The sequence below is a fragment of the Nafulsella turpanensis ZLM-10 genome (genome assembly GCF_000346615.1).
GTDB lineage: Bacteria > Bacteroidota > Bacteroidia > Cytophagales > Cyclobacteriaceae > Nafulsella > Nafulsella turpanensis.
The window spans coordinates 60,585-86,599 of record NZ_ANNU01000038.1 but is presented as its reverse complement, the minus strand read 5'-3'; the positions used below and the strand labels follow the sequence as shown (position 1 = coordinate 86,599).

Annotated in this window: 20 protein-coding genes; 11 read left to right on the top strand and 9 right to left on the bottom strand. The window is 46.5% G+C overall.

The features are described from left to right. Positions 1-539 (top strand): NAD(P)H:quinone oxidoreductase type IV (gene wrbA / locus F752_RS0115580; RefSeq protein ID WP_017732678.1); only part of this gene is annotated, 539 nt, incomplete at its 5' end. 107 nt (positions 540-646) lie between these two features. Here wrbA and F752_RS0115575 read toward each other — a convergent pair. From F752_RS0115575 to F752_RS0115560, 4 genes are all read right to left on the bottom strand, one after another. Next, on the bottom strand, positions 647-1,894 hold the full coding sequence (locus tag F752_RS0115575) for an MFS transporter (RefSeq protein ID WP_017732677.1): 1,248 nt from the start codon (positions 1,892-1,894) through the stop codon (positions 647-649). Positions 1,895-2,328: 434 nt separating this feature from the next. Further along, positions 2,329-2,628, bottom strand: coding sequence for a hypothetical protein (locus F752_RS0115570; protein ID WP_017732676.1), 300 nt, complete (start codon positions 2,626-2,628; stop codon positions 2,329-2,331). A 332-nt stretch (positions 2,629-2,960) separates the two neighbouring features. Then, positions 2,961-3,953, bottom strand: a complete 993-nt coding sequence (locus F752_RS0115565; protein WP_017732675.1) for an NADP-dependent oxidoreductase — start codon at positions 3,951-3,953, stop codon at positions 2,961-2,963. Between the two features lie 167 nt (positions 3,954-4,120). Next, positions 4,121-5,104, bottom strand: a complete 984-nt coding sequence (locus F752_RS0115560) for an acyl-ACP desaturase (protein WP_017732674.1) — start codon at positions 5,102-5,104, stop codon at positions 4,121-4,123. Between the two features lie 343 nt (positions 5,105-5,447). Here F752_RS0115560 and F752_RS0115555 point away from each other — a divergent pair, with 343 nt between their 5' ends. Further along, the gene (locus tag F752_RS0115555; protein WP_017732673.1) at positions 5,448-6,446 is read left to right on the top strand and encodes an aldo/keto reductase; all 999 of its coding nucleotides are present in this window, start codon (positions 5,448-5,450) and stop codon (positions 6,444-6,446) included. A 129-nt stretch (positions 6,447-6,575) separates the two neighbouring features. On the opposite strand, the gene F752_RS0115545 is transcribed toward F752_RS0115555, so the two are convergent. After that, on the bottom strand, positions 6,576-9,008 hold the full coding sequence (locus tag F752_RS0115545) for an outer membrane beta-barrel family protein (protein ID WP_017732671.1): 2,433 nt from the start codon (positions 9,006-9,008) through the stop codon (positions 6,576-6,578). 183 nt (positions 9,009-9,191) lie between these two features. On the opposite strand from F752_RS0115545, the gene F752_RS0115540 reads away from it, so the two are divergent. The 3 genes from F752_RS0115540 (at position 9,192) to F752_RS0115530 (ending at position 11,600) form a co-directional block, all read left to right on the top strand. Next, positions 9,192-10,160: a bifunctional helix-turn-helix transcriptional regulator/GNAT family N-acetyltransferase gene (locus F752_RS0115540; RefSeq protein WP_017732670.1), complete on the top strand. Its 969-nt coding sequence runs from the start codon at positions 9,192-9,194 to the stop codon at positions 10,158-10,160. Positions 10,161-10,168: 8 nt separating this feature from the next. Beyond that, on the top strand, positions 10,169-10,741 hold the full coding sequence (locus tag F752_RS0115535) for a pentapeptide repeat-containing protein (RefSeq protein ID WP_017732669.1): 573 nt from the start codon (positions 10,169-10,171) through the stop codon (positions 10,739-10,741). 232 nt (positions 10,742-10,973) lie between these two features. After that, entirely contained in the window at positions 10,974-11,600 is a 627-nt protein-coding gene (locus F752_RS0115530; RefSeq protein WP_152425161.1) for a DUF6134 family protein, read from the top strand. 65 nt (positions 11,601-11,665) lie between these two features. Here F752_RS0115530 and F752_RS0115525 read toward each other — a convergent pair whose 3' ends face one another. The 3 genes from F752_RS0115525 to proC form a co-directional block, all read right to left on the bottom strand. Further along, a complete protein-coding gene (locus F752_RS0115525) occupies positions 11,666-12,130 on the bottom strand; it encodes a COG2426 family protein (protein ID WP_017732667.1) in 465 nt (154 codons plus the stop codon). A 198-nt stretch (positions 12,131-12,328) separates the two neighbouring features. After that, positions 12,329-13,099, bottom strand: a complete 771-nt coding sequence (proB, locus tag F752_RS0115520) for a glutamate 5-kinase (protein WP_017732665.1) — start codon at positions 13,097-13,099, stop codon at positions 12,329-12,331. Positions 13,100-13,116: 17 nt separating this feature from the next. Next, positions 13,117-13,920, bottom strand: coding sequence for a pyrroline-5-carboxylate reductase (gene proC, locus F752_RS0115515; RefSeq protein WP_017732664.1), 804 nt, complete (start codon positions 13,918-13,920; stop codon positions 13,117-13,119). Between the two features lie 1,108 nt (positions 13,921-15,028). Here proC and F752_RS0115505 point away from each other — a divergent pair. The 4 genes from F752_RS0115505 (at position 15,029) to carA (ending at position 23,691) form a co-directional block, all read left to right on the top strand. Continuing rightward, positions 15,029-18,220, top strand: coding sequence for a carbamoyltransferase N-terminal domain-containing protein (locus tag F752_RS0115505; RefSeq protein ID WP_017732662.1), 3,192 nt, complete (start codon positions 15,029-15,031; stop codon positions 18,218-18,220). Positions 18,221-18,379: 159 nt separating this feature from the next. After that, positions 18,380-19,432 carry a glycosyltransferase family 4 protein gene (locus F752_RS0115500; protein ID WP_017732661.1) on the top strand — a complete coding sequence of 351 codons (1,053 nt, stop codon included), beginning with the start codon at positions 18,380-18,382 and terminating at the stop codon, positions 19,430-19,432. 149 nt (positions 19,433-19,581) lie between these two features. After that, positions 19,582-22,398, top strand: a complete 2,817-nt coding sequence (gene carB, locus F752_RS0115495) for a carbamoyl-phosphate synthase large subunit (protein ID WP_026135778.1) — start codon at positions 19,582-19,584, stop codon at positions 22,396-22,398. A gap of 159 nt (positions 22,399-22,557) precedes the next feature. Then, entirely contained in the window at positions 22,558-23,691 is a 1,134-nt protein-coding gene (gene carA / locus F752_RS0115485; RefSeq protein ID WP_017732658.1) for a glutamine-hydrolyzing carbamoyl-phosphate synthase small subunit, read from the top strand. Positions 23,692-23,795: 104 nt separating this feature from the next. Here the strand turns inward: carA and F752_RS0115480 are convergent, their stop codons facing one another. Beyond that, entirely contained in the window at positions 23,796-24,689 is an 894-nt protein-coding gene (locus tag F752_RS0115480) for a class I SAM-dependent methyltransferase (RefSeq protein WP_017732657.1), read from the bottom strand. 220 nt (positions 24,690-24,909) lie between these two features. Between F752_RS0115480 and F752_RS0115475 the strand changes: the two genes are divergently transcribed. Both F752_RS0115475 and F752_RS0115470 read left to right on the top strand, forming a co-directional pair. After that, positions 24,910-25,155 (top strand): LuxR C-terminal-related transcriptional regulator, encoded by a 246-nt coding sequence (locus tag F752_RS0115475; RefSeq protein WP_017732656.1) that lies wholly within the window; start codon positions 24,910-24,912, stop codon positions 25,153-25,155. Positions 25,156-25,398: 243 nt separating this feature from the next. Further along, entirely contained in the window at positions 25,399-25,971 is a 573-nt protein-coding gene (locus tag F752_RS0115470) for a hypothetical protein (protein WP_152425160.1), read from the top strand. The last annotated feature ends 44 nt before the right edge of the window (positions 25,972-26,015 follow it).

The window sequence follows — 26,015 nt, the reverse complement described above, 5'->3', positions numbered from 1 at the left end:
AAGGCGCTAAACAGGCAGGTGCGGAAGTAAAAGTGGTAAGGGTAAAAGAAACTGCTCCCCAAGCCGCAATTGAGGGGAATCCAAATTGGAAAACCCATACCGAAAAAACAAAGGATGTGCCGGAAGCTACCCTTGACGTGCTGGAATGGGCCGATGCCTATATCTTTAGTATCCCTACCCGTTACGGTAATATGCCTTCGCAGATGCAAAGCTTTCTTGACACCACGGGAGGGCTGTGGTTCCAGGGTAAGCTGGCCAATAAGGTTGTAAGTGGTATGTCGAGCGCCATGAACCCACACGGAGGGCAGGAAGCAACCATCCAGAGCCTTTATAAAACCATGATGCACTGGGGAGCCATAATTGCGGCCCCGGGCTATACCGATCCGGTTACTTTTGCAGCAGGCGGTAACCCTTATGGTACCAGTGTAACCGTAGATCAGGATGGTAATATGCAAGAAGATGTGAAAGATGCCGTCCAGTACCAGGCCAGGCGAACCGTGCAGGTGGCCCAGTGGGTAAAGAAAGGAAGCGAGGGCTAAAGCCTTATGATTTTAACTACGGCTCTACAATAAAATGGTGACATTTAACCCCTTTAAAAAAGGTTGAACGTGTGGCACCTTTATCCTTTTGGGTAAAGGTGTTTTTATTATGGAGCCTCCTGTTCCAGCTTTGGTAAAAAGGCGGCCAGTAAGCCAATCAGCGGAAGGAAGGCACAGATTTCAAAAACAAAGTAAATACTGATTCTATCTGCAAGTTCGCCTAAAACAGCAGACCCAATGCCCGCTATGCCAAAAGCAAAGCCAAAGAAAAGGCCGGAAACCAGGCCTGTTTTGCCGGGAATCAGCTCCTGTGCATATACCAGTATGGCAGAGAAGGCAGAGGAAATAATAATGCCAATGAATACACAGAGTGCCGCCGTCCAGAAGAGGTTGGCATGAGGAAGAAGCAGGGTAAAGGGAGCTGCCCCTAAAATGGAAATCCAGATTACATACTTCCGGCCAATTTTGTCGCCCACGGGCCCGCCGATAAAAGTACCTACCGCCACCGCAAAAAGGAAGATGAATAAGTAAAACTGGGAGTCCTGTACTGAAAGGCCAAATTTATGGATCAGGTAAAAGGTAAAGTAGCTGCTCATGCTCGTCATATAAATATACTTCGAAAAGATAAGGACCAGCAGAATGGAGAGTGAGTAAATAACCTTTTTGCGAGTAAATCCTGCGGCCAGGGAGGGGGCCGCCAGGAGGCTGTTTTTCTTTTTTATCCGGTAAAGATTACGGCTGTACCATCCGCCAATTTTGGACAGAATGATAATAGCCAGCAGGGCTGCCAGTGAAAACCAGATGATATTCGCCTGCCCGTATGGTACAATTATCAGTGCCGCCAACAGCGGCCCAAGGGAGCTGCCGGCATTTCCTCCTACCTGGAAGAGCGATTGCGCCATTCCGTGTCTTCCTCCTGAGGCCATCCGCGCCAGGCGGGAAGCTTCCGGGTGAAATACCGCCGAACCCAGTCCGATTAGTGCTACCGATACCAGCACCAGCGGAAAGCTGTAGGCTCTGGAGAGCAGCACCAGGCCTGCCAGGGTAAAGCCCATCCCTATGGCCAGCGAATATGGCTTGGGTTTTTTATCGGTATACATGCCTACCAGCGGCTGCAGAAGGGAGGCTGTAAGTTGAAAGCAGAAGGTAATCAGGCCTACCTGCGAAAAACTCAGCTGAAGCTTTGATTTTATCAGCGGGTACATAGCCGGAATCAGCGATTGAATCGTATCGTTGAGCAGGTGCGTAAAGCTAAGGGCCAGTAGTACCGGAAAGACCGTCTTTTCGGCCAGGTCTTTAGCTGCCGGGCTAACGGAGGGTGTGGCAGCCGGCTCTTTTTGTAATATGGTTGGCATATGCTCAATCAGAAATCTGCCGCAAATGTAAGGGATTATTGGCTGATTCTGACGTCAGACGAAATAGGAGGGAAGATTATTTTTGATAGTTGCCCATTATCACACTGGCGCGCATTTGCAACGCGTGCTTCCTTAAGACTAACACCTAAAATAGTAATTTCACTGGCAGCAAGCCATCCTGTTCGGCATGATCTCTGGCAGAGCTGTCTGTACCAATAGTGTCCCGGTTCGTCTACCACTTCAGCACAGGCTTGTGATGGATGTAATAGACTTTAATACGGTCTACATTTTACTGAAATTCGCTGCCTGGCATGTTAATCTTCTTTTCCAGTGAAATCTGAGCAGGCAGCGCAAAAACATTCTCTCCAAAAAAGATTTCACCATTACTTATTCAAAAGATAACAATATTACAAAGAGATGTTTCCTCCTCCTGTTTATTGATTCTCAATGTTTTTAAATGATTCAATATTCTTTTTTGCAACAGAGTCGAATTTTGAAGAAGCGTCATTAACTAAAGAATCTAATTTTTTGATGGTCTTATCCTTTAAATTTCTAGCAGAGTCTATTTCAAAAACTTTATTTATTTCACTGTTCACCATAGAATCCAACTGCTCCGTTTTGTTGTTTATTATTTCATTTAATCTTCCCTCTGCATTTTTGCTCAATTCATCACAAGAAATCAATATGGTTATTGCTAAAAGTGATATCAGGTTGCTTTTTAATAATAGTTTCATGTTTTTTCTTTTTATGAATTTTTCATTCAATCATCATTGTATCATAAATATACAATAAAGAAATCTCTTGCTGACAAAAGCCGGAATTCGATACTACATGATGTGTCAGCTCTTGTCTGCTAAAGGGGTCAATCCGTGGATAATGATTGAGGTGACGAAATAGCAGGCCTCCGGACTATGAAATTTATATTCTCCGACAATAATTGACTGATTAGAAGGAGTTAAGCACTTTTTAGACCTTGTCAGCATCCTTTATCTGGGTTCTGAAGTATTGTGAAAGGGAGGGGCACGCATTGCAATCGGACGCCAGATATTCGTCTTGTTGCTGGTCTTTACACCTCTATCAGCATTTTGCCCTGGTTCTTTCCTTCAAAGAGGCCAAGAAATGCTTCAGGAAGCTTTTCGAAGCCTTTGATTTTGGTTTCTTTATAGTGGAGTCTGCCTTCCTTAATCCAGCTTGCCAGCTGCTGGATGCCTTCGGGCCAGCGTTTGCTGTAATTGCTCACAATAAAGCCTTTAATTAGGGCGCTGCGGGTGAGGATGAGGGGGAGGAAGCGTGGCCCCACAGGAACCCTGGTTTCGTTGTAGAGGGCAATTTGTCCGCACAATACTATACGGGCGTGAAAGTTAATGCGGGCAATTACGGCATCGGTGATGTCTCCGCCTACATTATCGAAGTAGACATCCACCCCATCAGGGCAGGCGGTTTTTAAGGCCTGTCCCATATCGCCGACTGTTTTATAATTGATAACTTCGTCGTAGCCAAATTCCTTTTTCAATAGCTCAACTTTTTCGTCCGTGCCGGCGATACCAACTACACGGCAGCCCTTTATTCTGGCAATCTGGCCCACCACGGTGCCTACCGCACCGGCGGCCCCTGAAACCACTACGGTTTCGCCTTCTTTAGGCTGGCCAATATCGAGCAGACCGAAGTAGGCGGTGAGGCCGGGCATGCCTAAAATGCCGAGGTACCAGGAGACGGGCGCCAGCTGAGGATCTACTTTGCGGAGCTTCCGGGCCTGCTCAATACTTTTTTCTGCCCATGGCAGCGTGCCCAATACTGTATCTCCTTCTGCTAACTCATTGCTCCTGCTTTCTACAACCCGGGCAATAACGCCACCATCGATAGGTTGCCCCACTTCATAAGGTGCTACATAAGATTTCCCTTCATTCATTCGCCCGCGCATATAGGGGTCTACAGACATAAAAAGTGGCTGCAGAAGTACTTCCCCTTCCCGGAGGGCAGGTAGTTCCAGATCTTCAAAGCGGAAGTTATCTTTAGTGGGTTCTCCTTTAGGCCTGCTGGCCAGAACGATTTGTTTCATGTTAAAAAGTTTTATTCTCGGTTCAAAAATTAGCGGTACTGTTTCTAAGGCTTTTGGAGTGCCGAAGACCGGCTGTATAATTATACAAAATAAAAAGCAGTGCCTGAACCGCTATCAGCCACTGCTTTTAATATACTACAATAGTGCCAAAGCACCGCATTTAAAGTTTAAGGGCGGGCGCCGATCCAGCGGAATTCGTATTCCAGTGGCGGAACTTTCATTCTCTCGGAAATCCTCTTTAGTCGGTCCGGCAGAGCCATTAGGTAATCTCTTGCCTTTTCTCCTTCGCTATTCAGTCCACCCATATTTTCAATATCCCAGTCTTTAATCAGTCTTTTCAGGATTTGAATATAGTCCTGGGCGGTATACACGCCTAACCGCTGGGCGGCATTGGAGAAATGGTCGAAGGTGCTGCCTATTTTTACGCCTGTTTCGCGCAGGAAGTGAGCGGGCATTACAATCTTCTTCTTCATCATATCATCAAAAGCCAGCATCATTTCGTTCGGATCGACCTCGAAAATCTTCTTCACGAATGCCATATAGGCTCTTGCGTGGCGCATTTCATCGCCGGCAATAATCGCACATATTTTGGAGAGCTCCGCATTATCGGCTTTTTTAGCCAGGGCGCCTACGCGACCATGCGACATATTGGTAGCCAGCTCCTGGAAACTGGTATACACAAAGTTGCGGTAAGGGTCGGCACCGGTTTGTATATCAAAGCCATCGGCAATCAGGTATTGGGTCGAAACTTCCATTTCGCGCATATTTACCCTGCCGGAGAGGTACAGATATTTATTCAGCAGGTCTCCATGGCGGTTTTCCTCTGCAGTCCAGCCTCTTATCCACTTCATCCAGGGGTTGTGGTAATCGTTTTGTACCCCTTCCATACCTGCCAGCCAGGTTTCATAAGTGGGGAGGGCTTCCTCTGTAATGGTGTCGCCAATAAGAACGGCCCAGTAGTCATACTCCAGTTCACGGGCACTTTCCTGCAGAGCTTTTACTTTGTCAAAGAAATCTTCATCCCGTGAATCAGGAAGCAGGTCAGAAGGTTGCCACATCGTCTCTATGGGTTTGAGATAATCCTGCATCACTTCCTCCACGGTACCTTCCAGGTGGTGCATTACTTCGAGTCTTTCGTAGGCTAATTTCATAGTTGTCGTTTCTTTGAGGATATATGCTATAGTTTATAACCGATTTTTCAGGTTGAGGTTGAGAATCAATAATAGATTTATTCCCGAACATACCTACCCTTTAAATACCAGACAAATAAAATCCTTCTTTGTGACAAAATGCAGGAAAAATTTTAATTGCTAACCTAAGGGATAGAAAGGATGGCGGTTGATTTCCTTAAAGAGGAAGCAGGAATGGCAGGACGTTAAAATTGTTGTTTGAATAGCTGTCTTCTGCTGATTTTACCATCCCCTTTGTAGCGAATCCTAAAAACCTTCTTCCCTTAATTCTCTTAAAAATAGAGGAAACTTAAAAGAATAAATAATGGAGCTTAGAAAATTAGGAAAATCAGATGTGAAAGTAACTCCTATGGCTTTTGGTGCTTGGGCCATTGGCGGCTGGATGTGGGGTGGAGCCGAGGAGAAGGCAGCCCTCGGAGCTATTAAAGCGGCATTAGAGGCAGGTATTACCACCATCGATACGGCACCTGTTTACGGCTTTGGCCGCAGCGAAGGGCTGGTCGGGAAAGCCCTGGAGGGCATAGGGCGCGACCAATACCAGATACTGACAAAGTTTGGCATGAACTGGCAAACAGAGGAGGGGGAGTATTTCTTTGATAGTGAAGATATGGAAGGCCGCCCATTTAAGATGTACAAATGGGCGTCGAAAGAAAAAGTGATGCAGGAATGTGAGGACAGCCTTCGCCGTTTAAAAACAGATTATATTGACCTCTACCAGATACACTGGCCGGATGCCACCACCCCCATCAGCGAAACTTTTGAGGCAGTAGAGCGGCTGATGGAGCAGGGGAAAATTCGGGCGGCAGGTGTTTGCAACTATTCTACCGCACAGGTAGAGGAGGCGCTCCAAACCGTTCAACTGGCATCTAACCAGGTGCCCTACTCCATGATTAACAGGGGGATTGAAAAGGAGGTGGTTCCGCAGGCACAGGAAAAAGGCCTTGGAATTATTCCTTACAGCCCGCTGCAGCGGGGCCTGCTGACAGGGAAAATAAAGCCCGGGCACCAGTTTAATGAAGGTGATACCCGCGAAGGCAGCCTTTACTATACCGACGAAAATATTCGACGAACTCAGGCGCTGCTGGACGAAATTAAGCCGATAGCCGATAGCCACAATGCTACTCTGGCGCAGCTGGTCATCAACTGGACCATGCACCGCCCCGGTGTTGCCTGTGTACTGGCCGGAGCCCGAAATCAACAACAGGTGACAGATAACGCCAGGGCATTTAGCTTTAGCCTTAGCAAGGAAGAGCATGATAAAATTACCGCTGCCGCCGATCGATTCTCCCTGGCGGAGAAATGAAATAGTTGATGAAAAGGTTTGATAGGGCAGGTAGCTGATTACCTGCTCTGTTTTAAAAAAAAAACACGCCCCGGATTTCTCCGGAAGCGTGCCATTTATAAAGAGGATTTTTAATGCTGAAAAGCTGTTTTACCCGCCAATTCTTTGCTGCTCTTCTTCAGAGCCAGTCTGGCGGCGGCGCTGTGGTTTTACGTCCTTATTACCAAAATTGTAAGTGAAAGTAAGGCGCGCCACACGGCTCTCCCATCGTCTTTCGGTTTTATAATCCATGTTGGCAAAGTCTACCACATCGTCGAAACGGAGGGTGTTAAACAGATCGCTCACATTTAGTTTGAGGTTAGCCTTTTTATCCCAGAACGTTTTTTGCAGGCCGGCATTCACGGCATAGCGTGAGAGGTAGCGGGCAAGGCCAAAGGTGCCAGGCGAGTGATAAACGCCGCTCAGTTCTGCCGAAAATCCTGCCGGAAGGGTAAAGCGGTTATTGATGTTCAGGTTAAAGGAAAACTGTTCGCTCGTGAGCTGCTCTCCAAGGTAGAGTCCTTCGTACTGGTTGTAAAAGGCATTGAAGTTATTGCTCATATTCCACCATTTTGCTACCGTTACAGGGGCACTCATGGTGAGGTTGTAGCTGCTTAGCGTTTGCAGGTTGCGGGTGGTGGCCTTGGTAACCTTGCGCACGTCGTCCTGCTCTGTTACCTGGGTTAATACATCGCTGGTGTGGCTGTAACCCAGGCTGGTAATATAGGTGCCTTTAAGGGTATGGCTTAGTTCAATATTATGGGTAAACTGTGGCTGCAGCAGGGGGTTGCCCTGGTAGTACTGGTAAGGGTCGAGGTAGTAAATAAAGGGGTTCAGCGACTGGTAAGAAGGGCGATCGATGCGGCGGCTGTAGGAGAAGTTAAGCTGGTGGGCTTCATTAAATTTACGGCTCACGAAGAGGCTTGGAAACAGCTTCAGGTAGCTGTCATTTACAAGGGAGTCCATCGTAATGGATTCTCCTTCATAAGAGGTTTGCTCGCCCCTCAGGCCTGCCTGGAGGTCGTAGTTCCCTATTTTTCCGCTCCAGTTGAGGTAGGCGGCATGGATGTTTTCCTGGTACACAAAATGGTTTGTTTTGCCTTCGTCCACCACCCACTGTTCGCCCTGCTTTTCATCAAAGTGCACATCATTGTCTGTCGTAACCATGCTGCTTTTTGCGCCTATTTCCAGTCGCCCGCCCTTTTCGCGCAGGGGGTGTATATAGTCTATCTTTGCTACTTTAATATCAATTACAGAAGGGATGTCGCTTCTCAGGTGCTGACTGGAGTCGGGGGTGGCGGAGAGCCTTCCGTAATAAAAGTAGTTGTCAATACCGTTAAATGTGGTGCCGATAAAGCGGGAGTAGTCGAGGTCGGCGGTTAGTTCCCGGCCTTCCTGCTCAAAAGTGCGGCGGTAGTTAAGGTTGTAGCTCATATTGTCGTAGCCATGATAGGCATCGTTATGGGAGTCGAGCCAAAGCAGTTTTTCATTATCCGGGTTTGTGGCCGTGGCATCGCCGGTAATGTCAAGTTCCAGTACATTTGAGTAGCCTCGAACAAGAATGCCGAGCGTGTTCTTTTCGTTCAGGAACCAGTCCAGGCCGCCTTTAAACTGGTGGTTGCTTGTCCAGAAGGGGCGGAAATTGCGCTGATTAAAGATGGTGGTATCGGTAGGGGTAATGCTGTAGCGGTCGATAACAAAAGTATTGCTGTAGCCGTGGTTGTAACGGTAATCGTAGCTGCCGAAGAGGTTGATGTCAGACTTTCGGTAGTTGAGATTGATGCCGGTATTGGCTTTTTCATAGCGACCATAGCCGGTGCCGGCGGTAAGGCTGCCATTCATCCCCATGTTTTTATTCTTCCTGGTTCGGATGTTGATAATGCCCGAATTGCCGGCGGCATCGTATTTGGCCGATGGGTTGGTAATGAGCTCTATCTTTTCAATAGCATCGGCCGACATGCTGCTCAGCATATTTGATACTTCCTGAGCGGAAAGATAGGTTTGCTTCCCATCCATCATGATGATAACGCCCTGCTTGCCCTTAAGACTGATGTTGCCGTCGCGGTCTACGGTAATGCCCGGACTTTTCTCCAGAATTTCCATGGCAGTGCCTCCGCCGGCCAGAATGCTTCCTTCTACGTTAATGACAAGGCGGTCGGCTTGCTGTTCCAGGAGTGGCCGCTGTGCTTCCACGACCACCTCATCAAGGCGGCGTGTTTCTTCCGCCAGGGGTAGAGGCTGGAGTTGCCTGGAGGGTGTATCTTTTGTAAGCGAAAATATTTCACTTGCCTTTTTTTCATAGCCGACCATGCCTGCGCTAATCTGGTAGCTTCCCCACTCCAGCTTTTCGAAATGGTAGCTCCCTGTGGAGTCGGAGATGGCCCCTTTTACCAGGGAAGAGTCACTGGCCCGCAGGAGCATGATGGTGGCATACTCCAGTGGCTGACCTTTGCTGTCAGTTATTTTGCCGCTGACCTTAGCTGTTTGAGTAAAGCCGCTGTAGGCGACCAGGAGAAACAATGAGAGTAAGATTTGCTTTTTCATCAGGATACAATCATCTTGTTTGCGGAACTTTCAATTACTTGTGGTAAGGATGTAAAACTTTATTGCGTTACAACTTACATATCAAAAGTAAGAGAGGTAAGGGTGTCGTCCTATCACTTTGTGATGAGTGGTGCTATTTGTTGATAAAACCCCTGATTTAACATTCGTTAACACTTACTTATTATGAGTGTATTTGAAGAACTGGGGCCTCTCGCCCTGGCCAGTCGTTTAAAGCAACTGAGTGAAACGCTGTCGAAAGAAGTGTCTGCCGTGTACCAAAAGCTGGATATAAGCTTTGAGGCTCGTTGGTTTACGCTCTTCTGGACGCTGAAAGCGCAAAACGCCCTTACCATTACCGAACTGGCAAAGGAACTCCGCCAAACGCATGCTGCCATCGTGCAGCTTACCAACCTGCTCGAAAAAAAAGGTTTGCTGGTGAGCCAGAAAGATAAACAGGACGAGCGCCGCCGGCGGGTAAGCCTGAGTCAGAAAGGCCTGCTTCTGTTTAAGGAGGTGGAACCTGTGCTCCAGGCTATTGAGCAGGCGAACAAAGATTTGCTCTTGCTGGCTTCTCCCGATTTTTTAGGAGGAATCGAAATGATAGAACAGGCGCTGGAGGAAAAGCCCATGTATGATCGCATTCTCGATAACCTTCAGTTGTATGAGCAGGGTTATTCTGTCAGCACTTACGATCCTGCCTACAAAGAAGATTTTATAGGCCTGAACCGGCTGTGGATAGAAGAAAATTTTGGTGCGCTTGAAGAGGCAGACCGACGAGTGCTGGAGCGGCCCGAAGAGGAAATAATAGCAAAAGGCGGTATGGTTTTCTTTGCGCTCCACCAGGGGAATGCCGTAGGAACCGCGGCAATTGAAGAAGAAGGTTCGGAGGTGTTTCGTATCTCAAAGTTTGCCGTACAAAAGGAGTTGAGAGGGAGGGGGATTGGAAAGGCACTGCTGAAAAAGGCGGTGGCCTTTGCCAAAGCCAGAGGCGGAAAAGTGCTCACACTCTACACCAGTGCCAAAATGGTCGAAAGTGTTAACTTCTATATCCGGCAGGGTTTCGTGCTGGCCCCTTTAACAGCAGAGGAGCAAAACCTTTTCAGGAGAGCAGGCATAAAAATGCAGATGGAATTACCGGGTCAGAAGACATAGATAATCAGATGCAGTCTATTATACACCAGAACCAGGCGTACAAAAACATTAGCTATGCAGGAAAGGAAGTAAAGAAGCGGGAGTTCGAAAATTGTACTTTCCACCATTGCGATTTCTCCGACAGCAACTTTTCCTATAGCCGCTTTACCGCCTGTACTTTTACGGCCTGTAATCTGGCCCTGATAAAATTAAACAGTGTTACCCTCCATGAGGTATCCTTCAGGGAATGTAAGCTGCTGGGGGTAAATTTCAGTGAATGCAACGACTTTCTGTTTAGTGTTTCCTTTGAGAAATGCCTGCTGGACTATGCTTCTTTTCAGCAAAAAAAGATGAGTGGCACCTCTTTTATCCATAGTTCCTTAAAAAGGGCTGATTTCACCAATGCCAGAATGGAGCGGGCGGTTTTCGATTATACTAATTTGGAAGGAGCTGTTTTTAGCAGGACGGATCTAAAGGAAGCTGACTTCCGGACTGCGACTAATTTTACCATCGATCCGGAGCTTAATCATCTTAAAAAGGCCATGTTTTCAATGGAAGGGCTGGAAGGACTTTTAAGGAAGTATGGCATAAGGGTTGGATAATTGTTTATAGGGGGTGAGGGGAAGGAACGTATTAATGGAGTTAGCGGTTGAGAAAGAGAATAGCATTCTGTTATATAATACTGAAGCTTCTTTACGTTTTGTTTTTTCTTAATTTATGATACTTTATTTTGCATATGCAGGATATAGGCTTTTAAAACGTTCCTGCTTCAACAATTAGATATTGCGAAGGTTCAAATAAAAACATTGTATTCTGTTTGATAAAAATACTCCCATGCAAATACCAACAATGACCATTAAATGGAATCAGATTCTTATTCTTTGCTCCTTTTTCCTTTTTATTTCAGCCAATGCGCTTTACGGGCAAAGCCTTTACTTCGACATCTATAAAGGAGAGGATAAGATTGGTGGAATTACAGTTGAGAAAACAGTAGACGAGCAGGGAGTTCATTATGCAGCCAATTCGGAGGCAGAATTCCGTGTCATCTTCAAAAACAGGCTCACCTCTCTTACGGCCGCCAGCTTTGAGGATAATAAGCTAACGCAGGCAGTTTCTAAAATTATCCTGAATGATAATATCCGGGAGTATAATACCACTAAAAAAGAAGGAAAGGATTACCATTACACGCAGCATGAGGAAGAGTCCTTCACAAAAGAAGAGGCTCCTTTTCTGTTTAGTACCGTTATGATGTATTACGAAGAGCCTGTAGGAATTGAAAAGGTGTTTTCGGAGAACTACCAGGTTCTGTGTGATTTAAAAAAGATTGGCCCGCACAGCTACGAGCTTGCTCTTCCGGGGGGAAAAATCAACCATTATTTTTATGAGAATGGAAGGCTGGTGGAAATAAAGGTATTCCGGACTTTCGTCGACCTATCGTTCAAATTATCTGAGCAGGCATAGGTATAAATAGAGGCAGTGCGTACGCCTGATAATAGTTGGCACGGCTTCCATACCATACCGGCCGCTTACAGCTGTTCGGCGCCTAACAAGCCAAAATGTGTTCCGAAGGCCATAATGGTGCACGAAATAATTACTCCAAGGCTAACTGCCAGAAAAGCCTGCTTCCGAGGAAGTTTAAAGATGTAAGCGGCTATGGTGCCAATGTATGCCCCGGTGGTCGGGAGCGGTATCATTACAAAAATCATCAATCCCCAGAAGCCGTACTTCTGTATGTTGGCGCCAACTCCTTTTTTTGCCCGGCGCATAAGGCGGATGTTCTGCTTTTTATAGAATTTATAGCGCCACAGTTTAGCATTGAAGGCATCAATTAATAGCGCGAAGAGCGGAAAAATCAGCAGATTACCGATGAGGCCAATAATAAAAGCCGTTAAAGGGTTTAAGCCATTTAGTATGCCATAAGGTATACCGGCTCTTGCTTCTCCAAAAGGAGAAATGCTGATTAAGAAGGTAAAGATGATTATATTGATCATGCCCGGAAAAATAAGTGCAAAGGTAAGTGCTTTTGCTGTATGATGACAAAAAATGAGAAAGAATGGTTTGCTCTTCGCCAGGAATTTTTGCTTTTTACTTTGGCGGGAAAAAAAGAAGTGGCCTCTTCTGATAGAGACCACTTCTAAGAGATTTGTTATTGTTGCCGGTATCTTTTCTTTTCAGCTACAACCTTTAACTTAGGTTGTGAAAAGGGTCCCTACACTTTTACCGCTTACGATATCTAGAATTACATTTTCCCGCTTTCCGTTGGCGATATAGGTGGGAATGTTTTTAGAGGCGGTACCTTTGGCTACTTTTAATTTTGAGCCCATGCCTCCGCGGCCTTCAGCTTCGCCTTTATTTGATTCATGAACATATTTCTCTACATCCTCCCCTACCTTTACCTCGTTCAGAAGCTGAGACTCAGGGTCATCCGGGTGGCCGGTATACAGTCCGTCGATATCGGTAAGGATGATCATCATATCCGCATGGATCAATTCTGCTACCAGGCTGGCCAGTTCATCATTATCGGAGAACATCGACATGGTAAGCGACACCGCATCATCTTCATTGGCAATGGGAGTTACTCCTTCTGCTAAAAGGCCCTCATAACAGTTAATCATATTGTCGCGGTGCTTACCTTCGCTAAAATCTCTTTTAGTAGCCAGTACCTGGGCGCAACGCATTCCATAATCGTGAAAAAGGCTGTAGTAGTGGCGCATCATCCGCGGCTGGCCTACAGCAGAATACACCTGCCGGCGCCGCGATTCTTCTTTTATGCTTATTTCGCCTAGTATTTCCTTGCCGGCAATAGCGGAGCCGGAGGAAACCAACACGCAGATTATATCTCTCTCGTATAAATTGGCTATCTGGCGAACAATTCCTTTTAATATAGGACCTACGATACGGTTATCCCGGTTGGTCATTACATTGGTGCCAACTTTTATAACTATTCGTTTTTTATCCATTATAAATATTTTTGGTTTTACTCTTTCCCTAATTCTACCGCGCGGTTAAAGGCTGCAAAAGCTGCCTCTTTAATCAGCTCCTTCACATTGTTATCGTCCATGGAATCGAGGGCGGCACGGGTGGTGCCCCCTTTTGAGGCTACCCTGTTCATCCAGGTTTTAGGAGAGAGGTCATTTTGGTTGAAGAGCTCTACGGCTCCCTCGAAGGTCTGGCTTACCAGTGTCTTGGAATCTTTTTCAGAAAATCCCATTTTTTGCGCAGCTTCCATCATGGACTGCATAAAATAAAATACATAGGCGGGGCCGCTGCCGGAAATACCCGTAGAGGCATCGATAAAGTTTTCATCTTTTACCAGGAGGGACACCCCCGTAGTGTCGAGCAGATTCCTGACCATGGCCAGCTCTACCCGTGTAACTTCTTTCGCTTCGGTATAGGAGGTAACGCCTTTTCCTACCTGTGCCGGCAGGTTTGGCATGGTGCGAACCACCTTTTTTACGCCCAGCAGGCTTTGAATTTTTTCGATGGTAACACCTGCCATCAGCGAAATAAAAATTTGTTCCTGGTTTACCAGGTGTTTGATGTTGTTGAAAAGCTCCTCGCAATGGTAGGGCTTAACGGCAATAAAAACCATGTCTGCAATAGGCAGGCAGTCTTCAATATTTTCGTATTCGTCGAAGTGAGGGATTTTGATTAAGGAAAGGATTTTTTCCGGGGAGTTGTCATACACCATGAGCTTATGCCTGTTCAGGAATTCAGATTTTGCCATTCCTTCTGCATAGGTGAGTCCCATGTTTCCGGCTCCAATCATTAAAACTTTCATGTAATTGTTTTTAGGTTGCAAATAGTAGAATGCGATATCATCAGAAAACCACTCAAAAATCCTCGGGAGAGAGGTGAATGTAGTTGCATTCATACATTAGATGAGCTACAAAGATAAGGAACCAACGGCGGAATAGGTAGGAAAACCTGAAAAAGATAAAATGAGCTCCAAATAAAGTTTTGTTCAAACGATTGAAACTGCTGATTTGGCAAAATAAAAAAGCAGCGTTTGAATCTTTTTCTGTTTTATGATATGGTGATGATTTCTGTTTCAGGTCGTTCCTGAAGGATTCTCCATTACATTGGGCAAAAGATGTTGAGGAGCAGCTAACTCTTTTTTGTATAAAATAAGGAAGTATGGGGAGCGTTAACTTAATGCAGCACCTGCACCATCAGGCAGAATAAGGGGCAGGAAAAGTTCGATGGGAAGTGAGTTTTTTCCCTGCCGAATAAAACTATAGGGGAATACCAACAGTGCTAACGGTTTAAATTCCTTAACTATTGAAAAAGAGATGCTTCAGTATGTTGGTCGGACATGCATTTCTTTGCGCAGGTGTTAATATTAAAATACAAATAGAGGCAGAGTTGTGATATTGCTGAATAAATGGGGTAAGTAGTTGTTTTTTAAGGTTGATGATGATGCTGAACGGTCTGTGTTTATGTTAGATAGTTTGTACTTTTTTCTTTGAATCAGGAAAAAAGTCAGAACACAAAGAAGGTTTGGTCGTTAATTTTTGTAGAGCTGTAGCCAATCCTTTGCTTTGAGGGAGACGGGGAAAAAGATAAATTAAATTCGGAGCAGGATTTTTTTTTAGGAATAGGTGAACGTTATTTTGCTATCAAAGAAGAAAAGCCTCCATTAATCTGTAAGCACCTGAAGCATTCGCTAAAACAGGACTCTGTAACATTGTACCGAGGAGGGGAATATAGAATGAGCGGTCTTTTTATACTCTGCTCCCATCCATAGAAAGCTGGGAACTCTCCGGAAATCCCTGAAATCTCTGTGCTGAAAGAGGAACTGAGCTGGAATCCTCTGGCCTTATCTTCCAAAATGGCTATGCTCCAACTTTTTAAAAACTGAATAAGAAAATTTTTTAAACCAGGAGAATATGAAATTCAAGCAAATCACCCACCGGTCTTTATTGCGCTATAATGAAAATATTGGGCAGTTATTTACCCCAAACCTTAACATGAGGAAGCTTTATAGTGAAAAGCCTTACCACATCCGCACAAACCGGCAGGGATTCAGGTCTGATTTCGATTTTGAAAAAACAAAAAAGAAGGGGGAAAAAAGGATTGCTTTCCTGGGCGATTCCTTTGCTGCCGGAGATGGAGTAGCGAATGAAAAACGATTCTCTAACCTTGTTGCGGAGGCTTTTGGTGCCCGGCCTTACAACTTTGGCTTGTCAGGGTCCGGGGTAGACCAGCAGTACCTGGTTTATAAGAACATTGCAAGCCAGTATGAGCACGATGTACTGGTCGTCTCTCCACATATTATGGATATTGGACGGAACCTGCTTGATTCCCGGCTCTCAATCGATGGTTCTACCGGAAAAGAAGTGCTGGTGCCAAAGCCCTACTTTACGCTGGAAGAGGGGAATCTGGTGCCCCATAACCTGCCGGTGCCAAGAGAGCGAACGGTGGTAGAGGAGCAGACCAGCCAGGAAAAGATATTTAGTCCGGGCCCGGTCGCCCGTAAAGTATTTCACCAGTTTGTGCCAAAGAAGGCCAAAGAAAAGCTCCTCAAACTACAGTTTTCAAAGCAGCATGGTGGCTATGAGAGTCCGCAGGATCCCCGCTGGGTATTAATGCGCAAGCTGCTGGAAGAAATTATTGCACTGGCCGGAGAACGACCTGTCATTCTTGCTCCCCTGCCTTACCACCGTATTGGCCAAAACCCCGACTATCAAGAACGTTTTGTAGAACTGGCCGGCCAGTATGATAATGTGCATTTTGTGGATGTGCTGGAGAAGTTTAAAGAAGTGCCGGACACCGATAGCCTCCATTACGAAAAAGATGCCCACTATTCAGAGTTTGGGCATGAGAAAGTGGCAGAAGCCATTGCAGAAGGCATTGTGCGGGAAGGACTGTTAAAGCCTAGCCTTCGCTCAGGAAGTGGAAAATCCGGGCAGACGAAACCTTCTTATGTCCTTGGTATCTCTGCTTTTTACCACGACTCCGGTTGTGCTCTTATTAAAGAAGGGGAAATAGTGGCTGCGGCCCAGGAAGAACGTTTTACCAGGGTTAAGAACGACTCCGGCTTTCCTCACAAAGCGATAAACTATTGCCTTGAAGAGGCTCAAATCGATATCGAAGAGGTGAAGGCGGTGGTATTTTACGACCACCCTTACCGTACACTCGAAAGAATTATAGCTTCCCAGCTTTCGGTGTATCCTAAAGGAGAAAAGGTATGGAGAGAGGCATTGCCGAAGTGGGTGGAAACCAAGCTGCACATTCCGGAGCTTATCCAGGAGGAGCTAAACTGGAGAGGAGAAGTCCATTTTACCAACCACCACTTATCGCATGCCGCCAGTGCCTTTTATCCGTCGCCATTTACCAAAGCAGCCATCCTTACCGTCGATGGGGTAGGGGAGTGGGCTACTGCTACCATTGGCTATGGAGAAGGCAATAAGGTAGAGCTGCTTAAGGAGATGGATTTCCCGCATTCCATTGGTTTGCTTTATTCTGCTTTTACTTATTACACCGGCTTTAAAGTAAACGAAGGGGAGTATAAACTAATGGGACTCGCTCCTTACGGCGAACCTGTTTACGCAGATTTGATAAAGGAGCACCTGGTGGACATACAGGAAGATGGTTCCATTAAGCTGAACCTGGAGTATTTCACCTTCCGGGAAGAGCTGGTTATGATTAACGAGGAGAAATTTGAACAGCTGTTTGGTGGCCCGGCCCGCGACCCTAAAGTAGATGTGGATAAGAGAATAAGGGATGTGGCCCGCTCCATTCAGGCGGTTACCGAAGAGGTCGTAATTAAAATGGCAAGACATGCCAAAAAGATAACCGGTGCCGATTATTTATGCCTTGCCGGCGGGGTTGCCCTTAACTGCGTGGCCAATGGTAAGCTACTGCGCGAAGGGGTATTCAAAGATATATGGATTCAGCCTGCTGCCGGCGATGCCGGTTGTGCATTGGGAGCTGCTTTAGCCCTCTTTTATGAAAAGTATAATGTAAACAAGCTAGAAAGAAAAGAAGGAGAATGCCGGCAGAAAGGCTCCTACTGGGGGCCGTCCTTTTCAGACGGCGAAATAAAAGCGTACCTCGACTCGCACGGCTACCAGTACCGGGAGTTAAAGCCGGAGGAAAGAAACCGGGTAGTGGCAGAGCAGCTGGCTGAACAAAAAATTGTCGGTCATTTTTCAGGGCGCATGGAGTTTGGGCCGAGAGCCCTGGGAGCCCGTTCTATTTTAGGCGATCCGCGCAGCGAAACGGCACAGTCTACGCTTAACCTGAAAATTAAATTCCGCGAATCTTTCCGTCCTTTTGCGCCTTCTGTTTTGGAAGAAGATATTGCCGAATACTTCGACCTGGACCGCCCAAGCCCTTATATGGTGCTGGTGTCAGATGTTCAGAAAGACCGCTGTCTCCCCCGGGCAGAAGGGTATGAGCACGACCTGATTAAAATTGTGAACCAGAAGCGGAGCGACCTGCCGGCCATTACCCATATCGATTACTCTGCCCGTGTGCAGTCGGTAAGTAAGGAAAGCAACCCTGTTTACTACGACCTGATACAGGAATTTAAAAAGCTGACAGGCTACGGCGTGGTCATTAACACCTCTTTTAATGTAAACGGGGAGCCCATCGTGTGTACGCCTAAAGATGCTGTTACCTGCTTTATGACCACCAATATGGATGTGCTGGTAATGAACAACTATATTCTCTTTAAGGAAGAACAGGAGGAAAGAGACCTGGAGGAGCTTAAATTCAAGCGTCCGGAAGTAAAAGTGAACGAGAAGAAAGTTGCCAAAGTGAAAAAGCAGGCCGATCGGCTCTTTCATGAGTATATTCCGGATTTGGCGGCTTATAAAAGCCTGTTTAAGCCCTTTAATACCAGGGGTACTTCTGGCTGGACAGATTTCGGGAAGGGAAAAGCCTTCGACAGTATCCATCCGGGCCAACCCTTACATGCCGAAGAAATTCTGTGTAAGTGGACAGTCGTACCCGAGCGGGCAAAACCCGATTTTCTCCCACTGCTGAATGAAATTGTGCGCTTGTCCAACAAATACAAGCTGGATGCTTCCGAGGTGGAAAATACCGTTTCCCGTTCAAAATATGTAATGGATTGATATTTCTGACTCAATGGCGGGGGAGCTCTATTCTCCCGCTCTTTTTTATTCCCTGCCATGCAGTGAAGGGTGTTGTTGTTCAGCCTGAGGCAACATTGTGTGTAGGTGGGGGTTGTAAATGGTAGGAGTAGAAATGTCAATTAATTTTTTAGACTGATAATGAATATATTAATCCTGGTAAGTTCCCTGGATATGGGGGGAGCGCAGAAGCAGGCAGTGGTAGATGCGAATATGCTTGCCCCCTCTCATAAAATTACCCTGGGAATGTTTGATTCCGGTGAAACAGGAGGAGCCCTTCGTGAAATGCTGGATGGACGGGTAGAGGTAGCCATCTTCCGAAAGACCAATTATATTTCCACGGCTGTCCGGCTGGCAAGGTTCCTGAGAGAGCAGGAGGTCCAGGTGGTACATTGCCATTTGTACGCCCCCATGCTCACTGCCGGTTTGGCTTCCCTTATGGCAAGAGTGCCGGTCATCTGGCATTTTCACGGCCACCACTTCGAGGTCCGAAAGCTTCCCTTAAACCTCCTGTCCCTTTTACCTACCGTAAAAAAGATTATTTTTGTCAGCTCAATGCTGTCCCGTTACTTTGAAAAGAATTTCTGGTTTCCGAAAAACAAAATGGCGGTAGTTTATAATTCTTCCCAAAGTAAAAAGCAGCCACTTTTAAAAGGAAAAGACGAGCCTCTTCGGATTGGCTTTGTGGGCCGGCTGGTGGGCCTTAAGCGGGTGCAGTACCTTATTAATCTTGCTGCCTGGTTAAAAGAAAGGCAGTTTATGGATTTTGAAATATGGGTAATTGGCGACGGGCCGGAAAGAAAGGCACTGGAGGAGCTGGCCGGGAGCAAAGAAGTAAATGAGCAGGTGAAGTTCCTGGGCTTCAGAACCGATGTGGAAAATCTCTATAACCAGCTCGATTTATTTATCCTTCCTTCTGAAGAAGAGGCCCTGTCCTTAGCCCTGATAGATGCCCATAATTGCGGGCTTCCCTGTATTGCTTTTGACGTGGGAGGGAACAAAGAAATTGTTCAAGACGGAGAAACCGGCTATATTGTGCACTCAGAAACGGAGCTACAGCAAAAGGCGTTGGAATTGTGCCGGAATAAAGAACTAAGACTGCAGCTGGGGGCAAATGCGGAGGAGTATGCAAAAATATTCAGTGAGCAGAATCACCTGCAAAATCTGCTGAATATATACACCCGTTATGCCTGAACTGGCTTCGAGAGAAGTTCTTTTAGAGGGGGTATGCGGTAGTGCTTTTTTTGAGCGGCTGACCATTGCAATATGGCAGTTGTACTTGCTCAGGGAGCACAATTGCTGTGGAAAATTTTGAATTTAAAACCGAATATACATTCAGATACATGCCGAAAGATCAATCCATCAAATCTGTTTTAATTATTGGAAGCGGACCTATCATCATCGGGCAGGCCGCCGAATTCGACTATTCAGGCTCACAGGCCGCCCGTTCATTAAAAGAGGAAGGGATAGAAGTTACCCTCATCAACTCCAATCCGGCCACTATTATGACGGATAAGGTGACTGCCGATAATATTTACCTCCTGCCGCTGGAACCCGCTTCTATTGTCCAGATTTTAAAGGAACACCAGATTGATGCTGTACTGCCTTCCATGGGGGGACAGACAGCCCTTAACCTGGCCATAAAATGCCAGGAGCAGGGGATTTGGGAAGAGTACGGGGTGAAAATGATTGGCGTGGATACCAATGCCATTGAAATTACCGAAGACAGAGAGCTCTTCCGGCAAAAAATGGCCGAAATTGGTATACCCATGGCTCCTTCCAAAACAGCCAAGTCCTTTCTGGAGGGAAAAGAGGTAGCACAGGAATTTGGCCTTCCGCTGGTTATTCGCCCGTCTTTTACCCTGGGCGGCTCGGGTGGCTCAGTGGTTTATGATAAGGAAGACCTGGAGTCGGCTTTGCAGCGGGGACTGCAGGCTTCGCCCATTCATGAGGTAATGATCGATAAGGCCGTTATTGGCTGGAAGGAATACGAGCTGGAGCTGCTGCGCGACCGCAACGGTAATGTGGTGATAATTTGCTCCATCGAAAATTTCGACCCGATGGGCATCCATACCGGCGACTCAATTACGGTAGCCCCGGCCATGACCCTCTCCGATACTACCTTCCAGAAGATGCGGAACATGGCCATCAAAATGATCCGTTCCATCGGTAACTTCGCCGGCGGTTGTAATGTGCAGTTTTCGGTAAGTAATGATGAGAAGGAAGAAATTATAGCCATCGAAATTAACCCGCGGGTATCGCGCTCCTCAGCGCTGGCATCGAAGGCTACCGGCTATCCTATCGCTAAAATTGCTTCGAAACTGGCACTGGGCTATATGCTCGATGAGCTGAAAAATCCGGTAACCGGAAATACCTCTGCCATGTTCGAGCCTACTCTGGACTATGTAATTGTTAAAATTCCACGCTGGAACTTCGATAAGTTTAAGGGTGCCAACCGCCGCTTAGGTTTCCAGATGAAGTCGGTAGGAGAGGCCATGGGCATTGGGCGTTCGTTCCAGGAAGCCCTGCAGAAAGCCTGCCAGTCGCTGGAGATTGGTCGCAATGGACTTGGGGCCGATGGAAAGGAGCTTACTGACCAGAACGTGATCCTCGACAGCCTTAAACACCCGGGCTGGGACCGGCTGTTCCATATTTACGATGCCTTTAAGCTGGGCATCTCCTTTAGTACTATCCACAAATCAACCTTAATCGATCCCTGGTTTCTTCGCCAGATACAGGAACTGGTAGAGCTGGAAGGGGAGATTGTGCAGTACACATTAGACAACATACCGGAAGGCTTACTGCGGGAGGCGAAGAAGAAGGGCTATGCCGACCGGCAGATTGCCCACCTGCTGCGCTGCCTGGAAAGCCAGGTGTATGAGAAACGAAATAAGCTTGGCATTAAAAGAGTATTCAAACAGGTCGATACCTGTGCGGCAGAGTTTCCGGCAGAGACTCCTTACTACTATTCCACCTTCGAAGAGGAGAATGAGTCGGTACAGTCCGGAAGGGAAAAAGTGATTATTCTGGGCTCAGGGCCAAACCGCATCGGCCAGGGAATCGAGTTTGATTATTCCTGTGTTCATGGGGTGCTGGCAGCCAAAGAGTGCGGCTATGAAACCATTATGATTAACTGTAATCCCGAAACGGTTTCTACTGACTTTACCACGGCCGATAAGCTCTATTTTGAGCCGGTGTTCTGGGAGCATATTTATGATATTATTCTGCACGAGAAGCCTATAGGGGTTATTGTGCAGCTGGGCGGACAAACAGCACTGAAGCTGGCTGAGAAGCTCGATAAATATGGTATTAAAATTATCGGAACCAGTTATCATGCGCTGGATCTGGCTGAAGACCGGGGCCGTTTTTCGTCCTTACTGAAAGAAAATGAGGTGCCTTATCCAAAGTTCGGTTCTGTAAAAAGTGCCGAAGCGGCAGTAAAAATGAGCAGAGAGCTGGGCTTTCCGTTGCTGGTGCGCCCTTCCTATGTTTTAGGTGGGCAGAGCATGAAAATAGTGATCAATGAAGAGGAGCTGGAGCAGCACGTGGTAAACATTCTCCACCAGATGCCCGGCAATGAAATACTGATTGATAACTTCCTGTCTGGTGCGATAGAGGCCGAGGCCGATGCTATTTGCGATGGGGAGGATGTGTACATCATCGGCATCATGGAACACATAGAGCCGGCCGGTATCCATTCGGGCGATTCTTATGCGGTGTTGCCACCCTTTAATTTAGGAGACCTGATCCTTACCCAAATCGAGGAAATTACCAAAAAAGTGGCACTGGCGCTGAATACGGTCGGGCTGATTAATATTCAGTTTGCCATAAAGGACGATGTGGTTTACGTAATTGAGGCAAACCCACGAGCTTCCAGAACAGTGCCCTTTATAGCGAAAGCTTACCAGGAACCTTATGTAAACTATGCTACGAAAGTAATGCTGGGGCATAAGAAGGTGAAGGACTTCGACTTTAAGCCGGTAAAGAAAGGCTATGCCATTAAGGTGCCGGTATTCTCTTTCGATAAGTTCCATGAAGTAAGCAAGGAGCTCGGACCTGAAATGAAATCGACCGGGGAGGCCATCCACTTTATCGATAACCTGAAGGATGAGTACTTCCACAAAATATACGGCGAAAGAAACCTTTATTTGAGCCGCTAGGGACTAGTCGATAAGAAATAGCCGCTAGGGAATACCTGAAAATGAGCCGTAAAGGTTCTGACTGGCCGGAACAGCTTTCGCAGAAAATCGGCCTGACCTGGTGCTTCTGTGGACTTAATAAGCCGCCCCGGGCGGTAGGGATGCAAAAAATGAACTGAAATGAATAAAGCAATAGTATTACTAGAAGACGGAACAATTTTTTACGGCAAAGCCGAAGGGCCGGCTATGACCAGTGTGGGCGAAATATGCTTTACAACCGGCATGACAGGCTATCAGGAGGTTTTTACCGATCCTTCTTATTTTAACCAGATTGTAGTCGCCACCAATACCCATATCGGGAATTATGGTATTCACCGGGATGAGTCGCAGTCGGGCAGTGTAAAAATTGCCGGTTTTGTTTGCCGCAATTTTAACGAGCAGCATTCCAGGGTAAGGGAGTCGGAAAGCCTGCCGGACTTTTTTCGCAGAGAAGGAATATTGGCAGTATCGGAAGTCGATACCCGCAAGCTGGTGCGGCATATACGGGAAAAAGGCGCCATGAATGCCCTCATCTCTTCCGAAGATAAACCGCTGGAGGAACTTAAAGCCATCCTGGCCAAGGCGCCGTCCATGAAGGGGATGGGGCTTGCTTCTGAAGTGTCGACTCAAAAGATGTATACCCTGGGCGATGAGAACAGGGCGTACCGGATAGCAGTGCTGGACCTGGGGGTAAAAAGGAATATACTGGACAGCCTCCTGAAGTATGATGCTTATGTAGGCGTTTTTCCGCATAATGCCAGCCTGGAGGAAATTGCGGCCTGGAAGCCGGATGGCATCCTTATCTCTAATGGTCCCGGCGACCCAGAGCCACTGCACGAGCAGGCCGAGCTGGTTAAAAAGCTGATCGACCAGGAAATGCCTACTTTCGGAATTTGCCTGGGCCACCAGCTTATTTCTCTTTCGCAGGGGCTGGAAACATTTAAGATGTTTAACGGCCACAGGGGTATTAATCACCCGGTTAAAAACCTCCTGACGGGCAGGTGTGAAGTAACGAGCCAGAACCATGGCTTTGCGGTTTCACGAGAATCGGCAGAGAAAAACGGAAGTGTGGAGATTACCCATATCCATCTAAACGACGATACCATTGCCGGCCTGCGCCTCCGAAATAAGCCTGTGTTTTCCGTGCAGTACCACCCGGAAGCTTCGCCAGGGCCTAATGATTCGGAGTATCTGTTTGAACAGTTCTTTGAGCTTATCAGGGAGAACAAAGCAAAAAAACCTGGTGGAAAGGTAGAAGAATCCGCCGAAAGATAAACAGCTCTCCGAAGGGCAGAAAGTCCTTGGGTGTTCAGTAGAAATAAAAACAGCAGGAAGATGCTTATTCTTTCTGCTGTTTTGTTTTTATTCCTGTTGGTATTCTACTCTTTTGTGAGCCATAAGCTTTTGGCTTCCTGCTTCAGGAGGATGGGGAAGCGCTCTTTCAGCAGGTCCGTATAGTGGAACTCCAGGAAAGAGTTGAAGGCAATAATTTTATAGGCGTTATTGTACATTAAAAATGCACGGATAAAGTAGGTCTCATTCCAGCCTCTTTTCTGCTCGATAACCCATTCCCGCGGATACTCGAAGGGGAAGAAAATATCGTGGATATGAATTTTAACACCCTTCTGCAGGAGGGGAAGAATGTTAAACACCAGGTAGTTTAGTTCGCCACCGGTTTTTACCACATGGGAGGTGTCAATAAACAGGATATCATTTTCCTCCAGCTGCGTAAACACATCAAGCTCTACATCCTGCACATTCTGGTCATATAAATTAATTTCTTCACCCGGTTTCAGGTTAGACTTCAGGCGCTCGGGGTTTGGCTCAATAAAGGTTAAGTCAATTTTATTTTCAAAAAATAAATCGTTGGTGTCCAGCATCATGGCCGATGAAAAGCCGGAACCTACTTCTACAATGCGTTTTGGTTTGTAATGGCGGATCATGGCGTGCAGAAAAAAGCCATCTGAATAATCGAAATACTCATTTCGCAGGGCGTACCTTAAATTTGGCTGCTTCTCTTCCGTAAAAGGAAGCTCGTCATAATACTTCTGAAACTGTTTCAGCAATTTTACCTGTCCTTCTTCATTCAGGTCGACCGCAGGAATTTCCTTACTTCTGTTTTCAAAAATCCGATCTTCATACTGGCGAACAAAATCTTCGGATATCAGCGGACTGTAGAAATGCCCGGGTGGTACATGAAACTTGTAGGAATTCAGGTGGGTGAGTTTAGCTATTTTCCTGTTTCCCTTCTTAATTATTTTGTCAACTAACATAGTTTAAAAAGTTTAATTGTGATAATGGAAAAAATGAGTAAGTCTCTCATTTATAGTATTTTACTGCTGATGTGTTTTATTGTTACTGTTTTGGTGCATAAATAATGTAAAACCTAGAGCATTGGCTTTTTGAGGCTGTAGCAGGTCCAGGGAAGAAAAGGACTCGCAGGACACTCACCTTTTTTGTTTGTAATTCCTTAAAAGTTTTATTGCGTTAGCTATGGTGTTGGATATACCCATGGACAAGCAGTTTTACCAGCAGGAGCCGCCGGCGCACGAACTCCTCAGAAAGCGGGAGATCCAGACCATAAGCTTTATCTCACGGGGAGTTTCCACAGAGAAAATGGACGACCGCCTGAACCTTAGTCCTCATACCGTTAATGCCCACCGGAAAAAAATTCTGAAGAGCTCCCCTGTTGAACTAATTGTTAAAGCCCTCCAGCTCAGGATTATCCAGTTGCCTTAAGGAGTAGGTAGCACCTGCAGGTAAATGAATTCTTAAAAGCCTAAGTCTGCAGCCGGGATGAAAAAAATCCTTTCCTCAACAGCCGAACAATCGAAAGAGTGGTGGGTTTAACAGGCGAAGTAACCAACAGCCCTCCATTGCCAAATATATACCAAAACTTAATAATCTTCGTTTACAGCAGTTGAACTGTTGTTTTACTTCTATTCTTTTTACGGCTTTATTTCAACGAAAAATAACCCTATCATGGCCTATATTTCAGTGGCAGATGCAGTGGAGCGAACAGGTAAAGGATCGACCACCATTTACCGTTTATGCAGGAAACATGAGCACACCAAGCATGTGATGCGGGAGGACAAGAAATTCCTGATAGACGAAGACTTTCTTTCCCAGCACTATGAATCACCCGCCAGTGATGCTGAGGGAGATCGCTTACCTGGAGAAAGCCGGCGGGAACTGGTGGATATTTTTATTGAAGAGCTGCTCCATGAAAAGAATTACTACCGGCAACTGCTGGACAGGAAAGATGAACAAATGGAGCGTAAAGACCAGATGATTGTCCGTTTACAGGAAAGGCAAAAAGAGCTGCACTACCTTTTAAACCACCAGTCGAACCTACTGGATCAACTCCGGAAGCCTGCCGAGTCAGCTCCTGAGCCTCCGGCCTCTTCTCAGGAAAATTCAAATCGCGAAGGAATGGACGAGCAGCTGCCCTTCATTTATGAGGCAAAAACCATTTACACGATACTGGCAGCAGTGGGAGCTGTCTTGCTGCTGGCCATCATCTTTGTTGATGAAATACGCACTTTAGTGGAGTAGCAGGAGGGAAGCTCCTCCTGCTTTTTAGCTAAAAAAGTATGGCT